Raw genomic sequence first — 14,767 nt, 5'->3', positions numbered from 1 at the left:
TTTTATGAATTTTTTAAAAACGGCATTTTTAATAGCAGTTTTACTTTTAAATATAAAATATTCTTATGCTTACGAGAAATTAGAATTTTTCGATAATTTCTATATTTACACTCCGTATATATACATAATGCAAGATGAACCCGTTATAGAAAAAATCAAAATATTGGTGTTGTTTCACGATATAGATAATCCCAAAAAGAAAAAACTTGAGGTCGGCGGTTTTGTTAAAGAAGCTCTCAGATGGGAATATAAATCCGAAAAAGAAAGACTTTTTATTATGGGCTACGATTTCGGTGATTACAAAAAATTAATTGAAAAAAAAGAAAATTTAGACAGTGTAAACGACAGAATTTTAAGGGAAATAAGCAGACTGAAAAGAACTTGTAACCCGAAAGAAATACAGGTTTATGTTGCCGGAACGGGTTTCGGCGGAGATTTGGCATTGTTGTTTAATTTGATGTATGATACTTTCGACGGTGCTTTTTGTATGAATATGTTAAAACCGGTTAAAGATACGGAAAAATATTTAGATAATTGTGACAGCAAAAACTTCTATTTTTATATTCCGCTGAAAAATAAAAGTATGGATATTGATAAAATGATTGCTTTAAAAAGTAAATTGTTAAAAGGCGGTGCGACCGCTGCGGAAATAAAAGTATACAAAAAGCCTAAAAAAACTCTTCATTATAAAGCTTACCTTGATGCTATCGACAAAATAGGAAAAAAATAATTTTTATTGAATACTTTGTGACGGATTGATATCTTTTATCAGAGATATTATTACACAATTATAAATAAGTTCTTCGTTTTTTTCCAAGCCTCTGCCGATTGCGGCCATTGTGTTTTTTATTTTATATACATCTTTAAAAACGGAAGCAACAAACAAAGCATGTTCTTTTGATAATGCAATGTTTTCCCGTTCTGTCATTTCGGTATTTCTAAAACCCTCTATAATGATAATAGTGTTTGGATGTTTCTTTAGTTCTTTTGCCGTTTCCCGCATCCTTTCCACCCAAACATCGGTATATTTAAGCCCGGTAGTGTTTATTTCTTTGGTTAATATTTTTTTATATTTTTGAAGATTTTTGAAACTCTTTTTGTCTATTATGTTTATTTCGTTTCTTGAAAGAGCCGTTCTTGAATCCAAAGCTAAAACTTCAGGAATAATAATTTCATAGTTTTTTACTTTTGGGACTTTGTTTAGTTTTTTGTTTAAAACCTGTTTTTCGGCAAAACAAAAATCGCCAATTGTTAATAAAGAAACAAAAATAATAAAAATTTTCAATATCTTATTCATAAATATATTATACAATTTACAATTTATAATTTACAATTTATAATTTATAAATTATAATTAAAACAATAAATTTAAAATTTGTACGGAGTATTTTTTTTCTATGAATAAGAAAATTTTTGTAATACTTATATTAACATTGTTTTGTTTCGTAAATGTTTCTTTTGCAAAAAGCAAAAAAGTAAAAATAAAAGAAACGGGAATCGATTATATCACTGTAAAAATATCAAAAAAAAGAGCCGTTATAAAAAATCCGGTTTCTTTAATATACAGAAAAACTTTCGATAAAGTTGTGTTTGAAGATAATACTCCCAAACAATTAAAAACGGAAGGTTATTGGATATCCAAACTTGCCGAACCGGATAAGATAATATTAGACAAAAAACAAATAGCTCAGCTCAATAAAGATATTTTTAATTTACATCTGGGTATTTCAAATATGAAAGGATATCCGAATTTCATATCTAAAGAAAGATTGGAAAAAACATTCAAACAAACTTCTTCTTTCATATCGAAAAAGAATTATCTTAACGAATACGGAGAACATTTGTTCCCCGATTTTTTTGTTACTTTAGATGAAAAAATTAATCTTCCCGAAAACGATATGGTTGAAGTGAGATTTGCCGTAACCACAAAATATAACGAAGTAAGACTTTTGCCTACTTCTCAAAAAATTATATCAAGTTTAAATTCAAAAGATATAGACAGATTACAGGAAGAAAGTATAGATTTGGGAACCCCGGTATTGGTATTATGTCAAACAAAAGATAAATCGTGGTGCTATGTAGCAACACCTACAGAAGAAGGTTGGATACAAACGGAAAACCTTGCTTTTACCGACAGAAAAACTTTTAACAAATGGGTGGAAATGAAAAAGCCCGTAGTAATTACGGAAGACAAAGCCGATATTTTTACGGATAAAGAAAGAACAAAGTTTTTGGAATATGCAAGAATGGGTGCAAAGTTTCCTTATGTCGGCAAAAAAGGAACAAAATATATATGTGTAAATATTCCTTCATCGGATTCCGAAGGAAATTTGGTTATTCAAAAAGGATATTTGAATTTTAAAGAAGCAAATATAGGTTATGTTCCTTACACACAAAGAAATGCTCTGAATTTGGCTTTTAATCACTTACATTCCCCTTACGGATGGGGCGGAGCAAACGGAGAACAAGATTGTTCCGGATATTTGGGACAGATATTTAATTGTTTCGGAATATTACTTCCCGAAACATCGGTTCAAAAAATAAAGTGCGGACAAATTTTTAAATTAAATAAAAAAGATGATGATACCGTAAAAAATAATTCTATAATAGAAAATGCGGTTGCCGGAATATCTTTTATTTATTTATCCGGTCATATAATGTTATATATCGGGCAAGAAGATAATAAACCTTATGTTATACAATGTATTTGGGGTGTAACTTCTTATACCGAAAAGAACGAAAAAACGGTAAACTATATCAATAAAACCATCGTTTCAGACTTGGAAATCGGTTCCGAAGTTGCCGGAAATTCTCTTATAGACAGAGTATCAAAATTTAATGTTATCAAATAACATCAAACTTTAAACTTGAGCAATGACAGAAAACAGGTCATCATTACGAACGAAGAGAAGTAATCTATAAAATATTTGTCCGTAGGACACCAAAATTACTAATTACTAATTGTTTTAAGCTCTTGTCAACATATCGTTAATACGATTGCCTGTATTTTCGTCGATAAATGTATCTTCGATTTGTAATTGTGTATCGATTTCCGGTAATACGGGTTCTGTTTCTTTTGTTTTATATGCCATTAACAAACCTTTCATTAATACTCTTGCTTCATACAATGTTTCTTCTCTGTTCGGCAAATATCCGTTAACATTTTTTACCAATATTGGAAAGCCTTTTTCGAATACTGTCATTCCGTTATAGATACGCTCTCTGGATTGCAACTCTCTCATAAGAGCATTTAAATAATTTTCTTTGTAGTTTTTACCTTCATAGAATTTAAATTCATCGGCAGATAAAGAAAAAACATCTTTAATGTTTTTTGTATCTTTATACAAATAAATTTGTGCCAAAGTTTTATAGAATAATGTTTGTCTGCGGTTTGCGTTTTCTTGTGTATCGAAAGAAACGCTGTCATCAATTATAAACTCCAATACTTTTCCGAAAAAGCCTTCTTTATATTTTCTTATAACATTTGCCTCATATACACCGAACAAAAAGCTGTCGCTTATTTCTATTCTTGTCTGTCTTGATTCCACAAAATAATCAAAGACATAAGGAAAATTTTTTCTTACATAACTGCCGGCGGAAGTCTTACTTTCTCCTCTTAAAATTTCCGCAATTTCCTGTTCTTGCTCTTCCGTTAATTTTACTTGTTGTTGTAAACCGTATTCGTAGGCAAAACGCCTTCTTTCGTTCATACCTTTGGATTCTTTGAATAATCTTATCAAATTCGATACAGCTTGTATAACATTTGAATTTTCATTATCTTTCAATCTCTGTGCATAAAGCATGTTAACAGGCAAAATTAATCTTCCTATTGAATCGTTAAGAACTACTTTTTGAAAGATGTTTTCCAATCTGTTATCTATTATTTGGTCGGCAAACTTTTCTTCCCCTAATTCAAGTAAAGGCATTAATGAGGGAGAAATCTTTTCGGGATCTTTATCCAATAATCTGTCTCTTTGGTTGGATAAGCTAAACACTTTTTGTTCGTATTCCTGCTGATTCTTATATATTGATATTTCATAATTTACATCCGACATTGCGGTTAAATCGTGTTCGCCGATAAGAAGTTCTTCTTTGCTCGATACCGTTCTTGTAATATTTAATTCTTCAAAAAAAGACGAGAATTGTTCCCACACCGCATTCGATACCTGTACGGATATTGTTAAATCGGGAAGATTTTTTCTTATAGTTTTTAAGTCTTCTACGGCTTTGCTTATATCTTCTGCGGAACAATCCGCCAAATCAAGCTTGATGCCGTCCAAATCCATATCTTTGCAATCTTCCTGTATGGTTCTTACAAAAGTTTTGAAAAATTCGTCTATAAATCTAAAAGTATATTCCAATATTATTTCTTTGTTTTCTTTATGTAATTGTTGAGATAATTTTATTAAATTTTCTTTTACGGTGGTTTCTCTGTTTAACACATGCACACCCAAATCGTTATCTCTTATAACAACCGTAACGGAATCTATATCGGTTCCTTTTAATATTTCTATAAACTCGTTTTCTTCCGCTTCATTATTGAAAATATGTTCGTCCGAGGCTATTTTTACCCCTACATAAGAAGTTTTATCTTTGGAAAATTGTCCCAAGAAAGATTTCTTTTTTAAAGCTTTTATTACAGTTATTGCTTCCGATATTTCTTTCATATCACTTGCAACATGAGGATACTTTAATTGAGTGTTTCCTATTCTTGCAACGATATCGGATGTATCGATTATATCATCGTATCCCAAAGATTCTATCATCGGGTTTATTTTTATATCCGAATTCAATACTACCGGAACAAAACCCAACGGAAACAAAAATTTTGTTCTTACTGCGGATATCTGAGGTAACCCGTCGAAGGAAATTATGCTGTTTTTATAATCTTTTAAATTGTCTTTAACATAATTCAAAACACAATCCTGCCAAAGAATATCGTTTCTTGTCACCCCTACGAGATAAACTTTGGCACCTTCAAAATCCAAAGTATATACGGGAATCTTTTTTCCGTCCTGTTCCAAAATAACAGGCGTTCCGTAATCGGTTTCATTTAAAAGGTTTGCTTTTACGGGAATAACTTCAAAAGAATCGAAACCCAATTTTGCTTTCGCCGTTGCGGATTCTTTTATTTGTGTAATATCTATTTCTTCCAATACGCTTTCCTCAACATGAACCCAATTACCTTTTGTGAATTTCGGCAGTATTGTTCTGAAAACTCTGTTCATATTGGAATAAAGATCTATAAAGACTCTTTTTAAATTGTCGTATACATAAGACACTTTACCTGTTTTTATTGAAGGATTTTTTAACAGTTGTGCTTCCATATCCAAATTTTCCATTTCTTTACCTTCATAAACATAAACGGTATTCGCCTTCCATGTATAACCGGCTTGTGTCAACATTCCGTCGAAACTTTCTTTGCCGAAGGTATATGTTGCCATAAGTGTTTTTAAATATGCCTGTTCGTTGTGTCCTCTGTTTCCTTCCGGATACATAACTATCGTTAAATTATCTAACTTTAAAACTTCTATTTTTTCAATATCTTTTGCATCTTGTTTTTTATACCAAACATTGAAATGATTTATATCAGTAGATTCTCCGTAAGTGATATCCGCAAATTCGTCGCCGATATCGGGATTTTGCAAATACATTGCAAGCTCCGATATTAAATATCCGGGAATAAACACAATAGAATCTTTCCCCGTTGAACTGTATTCTCTTGCTTTATCCATAAATTGTTTAAACGGCTCGAAAGCTGATATTCTTTGTTCGGGAGCACCGCCGTCTGCAAACTTAGGTGTAAAATATGTGTATTTAACAGATTCCACGGGCCAAACAAAAACGAATGTTTTTTCTTTAAAACTCGGAAAATATTGTTGTAATATGCTTCTTAACCAATTACGGTCTTTATAAGGATACCTTTTGTATGTTCCGTCGGAATTCAAATAAAAATGTTTGTTTGCTCTGCTAAACGAAAAAGTGGATTTTGCCGCAAACAAAGATATTGGGACTTCCGTATTTATAAAAGTTGTTGATTTTGTTTGTTCGCTCCAAATATCGGTTAAAGCAGCCAACGGTTTTGCAAATCGTTCTTCTATTAAAGAAAGATCCATACAAATATTTTTTTCTTTTAAGTTGTTTTTTTCTAAAAATCCGATTAATTGATTTTTGTTTAATTCTCCGCTCATTGAAGTATAATCGGATACATTAATGTAAATTACTTCTTTACCTTTATATATTAATTCCGTTCTTTTTTCTATATCTTCTTCCCTTGTCCAAGAACCGTATCTGCCGTAAAAAACTATAACGGGCCCTTCATTTTGGCTGTCCCAGTTTGCTTCGTTCGGCAAAAATAAATTTCCTTTTTTTATAACGGAAACAAGCTCGGCTCTTTTTTTTGCGGAAGAAGAAAAATCCGTGTGTAATATTTTATAAACTTTTACTATACCGTCTTCTGAAACGATTTCGTATTCTCCGTTATCTTCTATTGTTATATCAAGTTCACCTATTGTGCTCATATCTACATCTTTAATCGTTATAACCGTATTTTGACCGGCCTTTAAAGAAAGTTTATTGTTGTTACCTACAAAAATATTATTCAATTTAATTTTACCGTTTAAAGAAACATTTGCATTTTCTTCAATAACGGTATCCGTATATTCAATTTGTTCCGGATCGGTTGCTTTTATTTGAGAACCGTTGTTTGTAAGCCCTTTTTTAGGTTGAGATTCCCGCTCGTCTTTAGAAAAAGCAATTCCTCCGCCTCCGCCCATAACAGCCATTAACGGTAAAACAAAAATAAAAGTCATAAATCGTGCAAGTCTTTTCAATAATTTATTTTTTGAAGTTTTTGTTTTAGGTTGTTCGGTTGCCGTTTCAATTTCTCTTTCTATTGCCGGAACATTTTTTTTGTTTTTAATTTCTCCGGAAACATCTTCCGAAATATAGAAAAATCTCTCTTTGTTGTTTTCGGAAACGGTTATTACAAAAGATTTATCGCCGAAGGATTCTATATTTGTTACTTTTGCATTAATATTTATACCTTTTTGTTTTAAAATATCCGCAAAATGTTGCTGTATAATTTGTAAAATTTCCGTTACTTCTTCGGGATTTTTTAAGTTGTTTGAAAGTTCCTGCAAAACGGTATAATCAAAAAATGTTCCCGTTATAACTTTTACGGGGTCGTTCCACGGTGTATTCATAACGGAACTTCTTATGAATTTTTGGTATGTGTTTGAAAGCACGGAATATTGTTTTAAATAATCTTTATAAAACTTTTCTTCACTGCTTTTTGTGTTTGCCAAGCGAACATTCGGCATAATGACGGCATAATTTATGTTCATTTTTGCCATTAAACTTTTTAAACCTTGGCTGTGATATCCGCCGGTTATCATAATATCAACAGGCTGTTTTACGGAATACAATATTTCTTCAAAAGATTTTCTGTCGCTGTTTTTTACTACAAGACTGTTTACAAAATCTTCTTCCGATATCCTCTTTTTCAACATGCTTTCCAAGAAAGAAAAATTTCTTTTTTCGTTGTTGGAATAGAATTTTTCAACGGTTTTATACCATTGTTTTATTTCGGTTATATCCGTATTGGAAACATAATTTTCAAGTAAAATACAATATCTGTCAAAGTTGTTTTTTATATATTCATATTCTAAAGAAGGAAGTCTGTTTGTAAAAAACAGCTGCAACCCGTTTGTATAAGAGTTTAAAAACACCAAATCTTTTTCAATAACCGTTTTTGCAATATTATCGTATAAAGTATCGGATAAGCTTTTTTCTTCCCTTAAAAGGTTCATTACATCCAGAGAATTTTTTTGTTTTATGAAATTTGTAAATTTTATAAACTCACCATACTTTTTTTGTAAATCGTTGTTCGACACATATTTTGCCAGTTCGTTATAATACATATTCGGATAATTTGTAAATGTTTTTTGAAGTTTTGAATATTTTTCGTAAGGCAAACTTTTCTTTAGTTCGTTATTGATTTGTAAGACTTCTTTTTCTAATTTTGTTAAATTTAAATCGGAAAATACTTTTTCCGTATTTAAGAATTCGTTAACAGTAACAAAGTCCGATGTTGAAATCGAATTCATTTTTAACAGTTTAAATAAATACGAATAATATTGTGCCTGAGATATTTCTTTATTGTTGTAATCGTCAACTAAATCATTAAGAACGGAAAGTTTATAATTGTATACCTTTTCCCCCGCACTTTTTAATATATCGGATATGTTTTCTATCTTTTCGGTTATCAGTTTTCTGTTTTCATACATTTTTTCCAAAATAACAAAATTTTCTTTATATATTTTTTCTTCTTCCAAACCTACAAAAGAAATATTTTGCTTTTCGTTGAACAAGCCAAAGTATTCCGCACCGGTAATTTTGCCTTCGGATAAAAGTTTTTCGGCAATAGTTTTCTTTAAAGAATTGTCTTTTATGGAATTTAGCCAGGCAAAATCCAAATTGCCGATGGCACCTTCAAAATATATGTTTTTGACATCGTAGTTATCCGTAAGAAATTCCAATATTGAAATTATATTTTTTTGAGTGTTTTCATCGGAATGTAAATCTTGAATATTTATTACGGTTCTGTTACCCAAAACATACATATCTTGAACTATTTTACCCACATCTTCCGGAAGAACGGGATAATCGGCAACTACGGCAGCACCGTTAACGGCAACGGCGGCGGTTTCAGGCAAAAGAACGGCATAAATATCGGTTATTGTTAAGTTGATAAAACACAAAGAAACAACTATGCTTAGTATTTTTTTCATATGTTTTCCCTGACTGTATAATATATATTATTTAATAATATAATAGTTTAATATCTTTTTTTTTAAGTTTCAAGCCGATAATTTTAACTTGCCTGCGGTTGTGTATCTATTTAAGTAAAAAAATTGTATAATATTTAAGATTTAATTTGTTTAATAAAACATAGCTTATTGAGGTAAATAAAAATGATGGTAACATCTGTCAGTAACAAAAAAGGATTACCTGAAGGATTATGGACAAAATGTAAGAAGTGTGAACAAATAATCTTTCAAAAAGATTTTGAAGAAAACTTTATGGTATGTCCGAAATGCGGATATTATTTAAGATTAAATTCCAAAGAAAGAATAGAATATTTAACCGATAAAGGTTCTTTTAAAGAAATAAATGCGGATTTAAAACCTGTTGATGTAATAGGTTTTCCCGGATATAAAGTAAAAAAAGATTCTTATAAAATAAAAGATGCTATTCGTACCGGCGAAGCTAAAATGGGCGGATATCCGGTTGCGATAGGTGTAATGGATTTTGAATATATGGGCGGAAGTATGGGCTCTGTGGTAGGCGAAAAAATTGTTCGTCTTATAGAAAAAGCTATAGAGAAAAAAATGCCGGTAATTTTGGTGGCTGCTTCCGGCGGAGCAAGAATGCAGGAAGGTATTATTTCTTTAATGCAAATGGCAAAAACTTCTGCCGCACTTGCTAAATTAAGCAAAAAAAGATTACCTTTTATTTCAGTGTTAACCGATCCTACTACCGGCGGTGTTGCCGCATCTTTTGCGATGCTCGGCGATGTTATAATAGCGGAACCGAACGCATTAATAGGTTTTGCAGGTCCCAGAGTTATAGAGCAAACAATAAGGCAACAATTACCTAAAGGTTTCCAATTATCCGAATTTTTGTTAAAACACGGAATGGTTGATATGGTAGTTGAAAGAAAAAATTTGAAAGATACCATAATAAAAATAATAAAGTTCTTTGTATTTAAAGCAAAATAAAATGATTTCCGTTGAATCAGGAAAAGAATATAAAACAATGGTGCTCGGGTTGGACAGAATAAAAAAATTCTTGTCCGATATCGGTGTTGATTACAACAAAATAAAATATATACATATTGCCGGAACTAACGGTAAAGGTTCTGCGGCAAAAACAATTTCGGAAATTTTAATAAATTCGGGATACAAAACGGGATTATATACTTCTCCCCACCTTATTAAAATAAACGAAAGAATACAAATAAATTCTTTCCCTGTAACGGATAACCAACTGAAATCGTTGGACAAAAAATACTCAAATATATCGAAAAAGTATAAACTTACATATTTCGAATATATTACGGCACTTGCTTTTATATATTTCGTTAAAAACAAAGTTGATATTGCGGTGCTTGAAACCGGACTCGGCGGACGGCTTGATGCTACAAATATTGTTACCCCTTTAGTTTCTGTTATTACAAGTATAGATTTCGATCATACCGAAATTTTGGGAAATACATTAAAAAAAATAGCTTTTGAAAAAGCCGGTATAATAAAAAAAGATGTTCCCGTAGTATGCGGTAATATAAAAAAAGAAGCTCTTGCAGTAATAAAAAAAGTTGCCAAAGAGAAAAATTCAAAAATTTTTGTTTACAATAAAGATTTTAAAGCCGAACATATAAGTTATAATTGGAATAAAATTGCTCAAGAAATACGATATTGCGGTTTAAACAAAAACTTAGTAACAGGTTTTTCTTTATTGGGCGACTCGCAAGTGTATAATTTGGCAACAGCTTTGGCTGTTTGCGAGATACTGAAAAAAGATTTACCTGAAATAAAGTTTAGCACCGTAAAAAAAGTTTGTAAAAATATAAAATGGCCGGCACGGTTTGATTACAGAAAATATAAAACAGACGGCAAAAAATGTTCTTTTGTTATCGACGGGGCACATAATATACAGGCAATAGATAATTTTATTGCATTATATAAAAAATCCCCTTTTTATAAAAAAGGTACAAAACTTGTTTTTGCGGTTATGCAGGAAAAAGATGTTAAAGCGGTAATAAAGAAGTTATCGAAAGTTTTCGATAATGTAAGTTTATTAAAAGTGGAAAATTCCAGAGCCGCCGATACTAATGTTTTGAAAAAAGAATTTTCTAAATATATCGATAAAAAAGAAATTTATACTTACGATACGGTAAAACAATTTTTTGAAAATATAAGAAATAACGATGTTTATATATGTTTAGGTTCCTTTTATTTAGCGGGAACGATACTAAAATTTATAGAGGAAACAAATGACTAATTATTATCTTGGTGCAGATATGGGCGGAACATTAATAAAGATAGCAATAGTTGACGATAAAGCTAATGTTATAGAAGAAGCCGTCGTTAATACGGATATAAATGCAAGTCCGAAATCGGTCATTGAAAATATAGTGGAAGTATTTAAAAAATTTAAAAACTACAACAAGGTAAAAACTATCGGTATAGGTATTGCCGGCGATATAGATTTTAAGCAGGGAATAGTAAGATTTTCCCCTAACCTTCCGAAATGGAACAAAGTTCAATTAAAAAAAGATATTGAAAAATTAACGGGCAAAACTGTTTTTGTGGATAACGATGCCAACACTGCCGCAATAGGTGCTTATTGGCTCGATGTCAAAGCCAAAGCGGACAATATGGTTTGCGTAACATTGGGAACAGGTGTAGGCGGCGGAATAATAATAAACAAAAAACTTTTCAGAGGTAACAGCGGAACGGCGGGCGAAATAGGACATATTACGGTTGTTCCCGACGGTAGAAAGTGTAATTGCGGAAATTACGGCTGTGCCGAAACATATATCGGTGTAAGACATATAGTAAAAGAAACAATAGATTTGCTTAAAACAAAAAAATCTAAATATATAGTGAAGTTGGCAAATAACGATATAGAACAAATTACTCCGAAACTGTTGTCTCAAGCGGCAGAAAAAGGCGATGTCGTTGCAAAAAAAGTTTGGAACAATGCCGGAGAAAAATTAGGAATATTGTTAGCTGATATTATAGACTTTTTTAATCCCGATTGTATTGTTTTATGCGGCGGGATAAGCAATGCGGGCGACTTAATTATTAAACCTGCTAAAGAACAAATAAAAAAGAGAGCATTTAAAACCGCTGCAAAAGCTTGCAGGATTATAGTATCCAAATATACAAGTAAGCTCGGTGTTGTAGGTGCGGCAATGCTTGTAAAAAACTAACAAATGCTTCGTAAAAAAATAATCTTCTTATTATCCGTATTATGTTTATCTTTTATTTTTGCTTCACAAGCTTATTGTGCTTATGAAGTGACAATAAAAGCCGATTCTTTAACATACCAACAAGACGACGAAGTTATTACAGCTTCGGGAAACATAGAACTTGAATGGACAGGCAAAATAATAAAAGCCGATAATATTGAAATGAGAATAAAAGATCAGCATCTTACCGCCGAAGGAAATGTTGAAATTACCGAAGAGAAGAATCTTCTCGTTTCCGACAAAGTTCAATATGATATGGCAAAAGAACAAGGCGACCTTGAAAATACTTTCGGAACATCGTCATCAATTTTTTTTAAAGCAGAAAAGATGGTAAAAGTTTCTTCCGATACTTACGAAATAGAAAAAGTAAAACTTTCCAACTGCGATTTGGATAATCCCCACCACTATGCTTTTGCAAAAAAAGGTGTGTTTGTTGCAGATAAAAGAATAACAATTTACAAAGCAACTTATTATGTAGGTAAAGTTCCCGTATTTTATTTTCCGAAATATACAAGAAATTTAGCAGGTTCAGACAGTAAATTCAGTTACGAAATAGAGCCGGGTTACACTAACGACGGCGGTCTTTCCGCAAAGGCTAAATTAAAGTATAAATTTACGGATAAATTGAATTCCGCACTTTTATTGGATTATTTAGGTACAAAAGGCGAAGGTATAGGGCTTGAAACAAACTATTACGATAAAGATAACTTAAAAGCAACATTATACGCTTACGGAACACAAGACAGAGAAGAAGATTCTCAAAGGTGGATGATAAAACCGTCTTATTGGCAAAAGATAAACGATTTGTGGACTATACAATCTCATGCGGAATTTGTTAGTGATTCTTATTTCAATAACAGATATTCGCTCGACGATTGGGACAGAGTATTGAACAAAAGAAGATCGTATGCTTCAATTACAAGGCAGGGCAGAAAATCGAATTTAAGAGTATTGTCGGAATTATATCAAATATATAATCCCATAACGGATAAAATTCAGAACGGTTCTTACTTAATATTACCGCAGGTTTATTATTCTTTATATCCTACAAAAACTTTAGGAGCATACAGCAGCTTTACTTTTAATTTCGAAAATAAAACAAATTATGAAATGGAATATTCTTCCGCTACTTACGATTACAGAAGAATAAGCGCTTATGCCGACTACAACATAACAAAAGATTACAGAATATCAAAAAAAATGACCGTTAAACCTACTTTAGGCGTAAACGGAACTTTTTACGACAGTATAAACCCGGAAGATGACGATAAAAACTTTACAACAAGATATTACGGCTCTTTAAATACAAGATACAGACCTACATGGTGGATGGATTGGAACTTATCATATAATGCGAAAGTAAGGTCCGATATTAACAGATTAAATATAGATACCGATTCTTTTGATAAAGGTGTGGAACAAAATGCTATTTTGTTTAATAATTATATTTACACAAATTCCAATTTAACCGTAAGAAACACTACCGGTTACGATTTTAGAGATTTGGAAGGATTGGGTTATATAGATTGGTATCCGTTTATAACGGAATTAACCTATGTTCCGTCGTCTAAAATAACATTATATTTAAAACAAACACAAGATTTGCATCCGTTTAAATTCAATTCTTTACAGTTTGATTCTATGTTCGGAAGGCTTGAAAGATTTTATTTTAAACTTTCCGCTTTTTATTATCAATTAAGGCCGGAAGAAATTGATTTGGTTTCAGGTATAGGTTTTTGGTTAAATTCCAAATGGAGACTTGATTATCTTATAAGAATAACAAATCACTATACCGAAAATAAGTGGTCTAAAAGAGATCAGGAGTTAAAAGTATACAGAGATTTGCATTGTTTCAATTTAGGGGCAAGTTTCAGGCTCAGAGAAGAATATTTTGAGTTTTATTTAAAGTTTGAAATGAAATCAAATGTCCCCACACTCACCAAAAAAGACGGTACCAAAGAAATTGATGAAGAATTCTATCCTTGGAGATAAAATTTGCGAAGCAGTGTCATAAAAATGTTTCTTGCTAAGGATTTACATATTTTCAATTAGTTTTTTTTGTCATCCCGCACTCGATGCGGGATCTCGCTGTTTGTCGTTCTTGGCTTTCTAAGAGTTTTCAAGTTTTTGCTTAGAATAAAGCATTTGCCGACTGCGGTGTTTTGCCTTTCAAAGGATTTACATATTTTAAATTAGTTACTTTTTTGTCATCCCGCACTCGATGCGGGATCTCGCTGTTTGTCGTTCTTGGCTTTCTAAGAGTTTTCAAGTTTTTGCTTAGAATAAAGCATTTGCCGACTGCGATGTTTTGCCTTTCAAAGGATTTACATATTTTAAATTAGTTTTTTTTGTCATCCCGCACTTGATGCGGGATCTCGTTGTCGGTAGTGGTCGTTGGAGACTTTAAGATTTTAGGTTACCAAAAATACGAAGTTAGAATTTAAAAGATAAATCCGTTTCACTATTCCGTTTCTTAGAAACGGAAAGAAACGGCTATAAAATGTGAACCGTATGATTCTTCTATTTCAAACGGCAACTCAAAAGCATAATCTATTGCTAATGTTGAATCGTTCAAGAATGTAAATTCGTATCCGAAACCTATATCAAAAGCTTCTTCTCTGCCGCCGAGTCTTATTCCCAACTTATCATCTAATATATAACTTTCCAAACCTATTCTGAACTTTGTTTCTCCGTCTATAAATATTAAATCAAAATCTGCCGTAAATGTCG

The 14,767-nt window shown here is 31.7% G+C and carries 9 protein-coding genes; 6 read left to right on the top strand and 3 right to left on the bottom strand.

The window, feature by feature from the left end; translation table 11 throughout:
- Nucleotides 1–4 precede the first annotated feature (4 nt).
- Nucleotides 5–730 carry a hypothetical protein gene (locus B2Y85_RS02120; protein ID WP_372518830.1) on the top strand — a complete coding sequence of 242 codons (726 nt, stop codon included), beginning with the start codon at nt 5–7 and terminating at the stop codon, nt 728–730.
- A 3-nt stretch (nt 731–733) separates the two neighbouring features.
- On the opposite strand, the gene B2Y85_RS02115 is transcribed toward B2Y85_RS02120, so the two are convergent.
- Nucleotides 734–1,297, bottom strand: a complete 564-nt coding sequence (locus B2Y85_RS02115) for a hypothetical protein (RefSeq protein WP_372518829.1) — start codon at nt 1,295–1,297, stop codon at nt 734–736.
- 100 nt (nt 1,298–1,397) lie between these two features.
- Here B2Y85_RS02115 and B2Y85_RS02110 point away from each other — a divergent pair, with 100 nt between their 5' ends.
- Nucleotides 1,398–2,852, top strand: coding sequence for an SH3 domain-containing protein (locus B2Y85_RS02110; RefSeq protein WP_372518828.1), 1,455 nt, complete (start codon nt 1,398–1,400; stop codon nt 2,850–2,852).
- Between the two features lie 114 nt (nt 2,853–2,966).
- Here the strand turns inward: B2Y85_RS02110 and B2Y85_RS02105 are convergent, their stop codons facing one another.
- Nucleotides 2,967–8,792, bottom strand: a complete 5,826-nt coding sequence (locus B2Y85_RS02105) for a hypothetical protein (protein WP_372518827.1) — start codon at nt 8,790–8,792, stop codon at nt 2,967–2,969.
- A 183-nt stretch (nt 8,793–8,975) separates the two neighbouring features.
- Here B2Y85_RS02105 and accD point away from each other — a divergent pair, with 183 nt between their 5' ends.
- Genes accD through B2Y85_RS02085 form a run of 4 tightly spaced genes read left to right on the top strand, consistent with a single transcriptional unit; the run spans nt 8,976 to nt 14,029 of the window.
- Nucleotides 8,976–9,782 carry an acetyl-CoA carboxylase, carboxyltransferase subunit beta gene (gene accD / locus B2Y85_RS02100; protein WP_372518826.1) on the top strand — a complete coding sequence of 269 codons (807 nt, stop codon included), beginning with the start codon at nt 8,976–8,978 and terminating at the stop codon, nt 9,780–9,782.
- A gap of 1 nt (nt 9,783) precedes the next feature.
- Nucleotides 9,784–11,064: a bifunctional folylpolyglutamate synthase/dihydrofolate synthase gene (locus B2Y85_RS02095; RefSeq protein WP_372518825.1), complete on the top strand. Its 1,281-nt coding sequence runs from the start codon at nt 9,784–9,786 to the stop codon at nt 11,062–11,064.
- Nucleotides 11,057–11,998: an ROK family protein gene (locus B2Y85_RS02090; RefSeq protein WP_372518824.1), complete on the top strand. Its 942-nt coding sequence runs from the start codon at nt 11,057–11,059 to the stop codon at nt 11,996–11,998. The genes B2Y85_RS02095 and B2Y85_RS02090 overlap by 8 nt, the downstream gene beginning before the upstream one ends.
- A 3-nt stretch (nt 11,999–12,001) precedes the next feature.
- Nucleotides 12,002–14,029, top strand: coding sequence for an LPS-assembly protein LptD (locus tag B2Y85_RS02085; protein WP_372518823.1), 2,028 nt, complete (start codon nt 12,002–12,004; stop codon nt 14,027–14,029).
- 481 nt (nt 14,030–14,510) lie between these two features.
- Here the strand turns inward: B2Y85_RS02085 and B2Y85_RS02080 are convergent.
- On the bottom strand, nt 14,511–14,767 hold a 257-nt coding region (locus tag B2Y85_RS02080), incomplete at its 5' end, for a hypothetical protein (RefSeq protein WP_372518822.1).

This window comes from Candidatus Ruminimicrobiellum ovillum (genome assembly GCF_002392975.1).
GTDB lineage: Bacteria > Elusimicrobiota > Endomicrobiia > Endomicrobiales > Endomicrobiaceae > Ruminimicrobiellum > Ruminimicrobiellum ovillum.
The sequence above is the reverse complement of the archived record's forward strand: the minus strand, read 5'-3'. Positions and strand labels throughout refer to the sequence as shown.

What these genes read in the sequence shown, in the direction of transcription:
- B2Y85_RS02120 (WP_372518830.1), top strand. Translation starts at nt 5, where the DNA reads ATGAATTTTTTAAAAACGGCATTTTTAATAGCAGTTTTACTTTTAAAT.
- B2Y85_RS02115 (WP_372518829.1), bottom strand. Translation starts at nt 1,297, where the DNA reads ATGAATAAGATATTGAAAATTTTTATTATTTTTGTTTCTTTATTAACA.
- B2Y85_RS02110 (WP_372518828.1), top strand. Translation starts at nt 1,398, where the DNA reads ATGAATAAGAAAATTTTTGTAATACTTATATTAACATTGTTTTGTTTC.
- B2Y85_RS02105 (WP_372518827.1), bottom strand. Translation starts at nt 8,792, where the DNA reads ATGAAAAAAATACTAAGCATAGTTGTTTCTTTGTGTTTTATCAACTTA.
- accD (WP_372518826.1), top strand. Translation starts at nt 8,976, where the DNA reads ATGATGGTAACATCTGTCAGTAACAAAAAAGGATTACCTGAAGGATTA.
- B2Y85_RS02095 (WP_372518825.1), top strand. Translation starts at nt 9,784, where the DNA reads ATGATTTCCGTTGAATCAGGAAAAGAATATAAAACAATGGTGCTCGGG.
- B2Y85_RS02090 (WP_372518824.1), top strand. Translation starts at nt 11,057, where the DNA reads ATGACTAATTATTATCTTGGTGCAGATATGGGCGGAACATTAATAAAG.
- B2Y85_RS02085 (WP_372518823.1), top strand. Translation starts at nt 12,002, where the DNA reads ATGCTTCGTAAAAAAATAATCTTCTTATTATCCGTATTATGTTTATCT.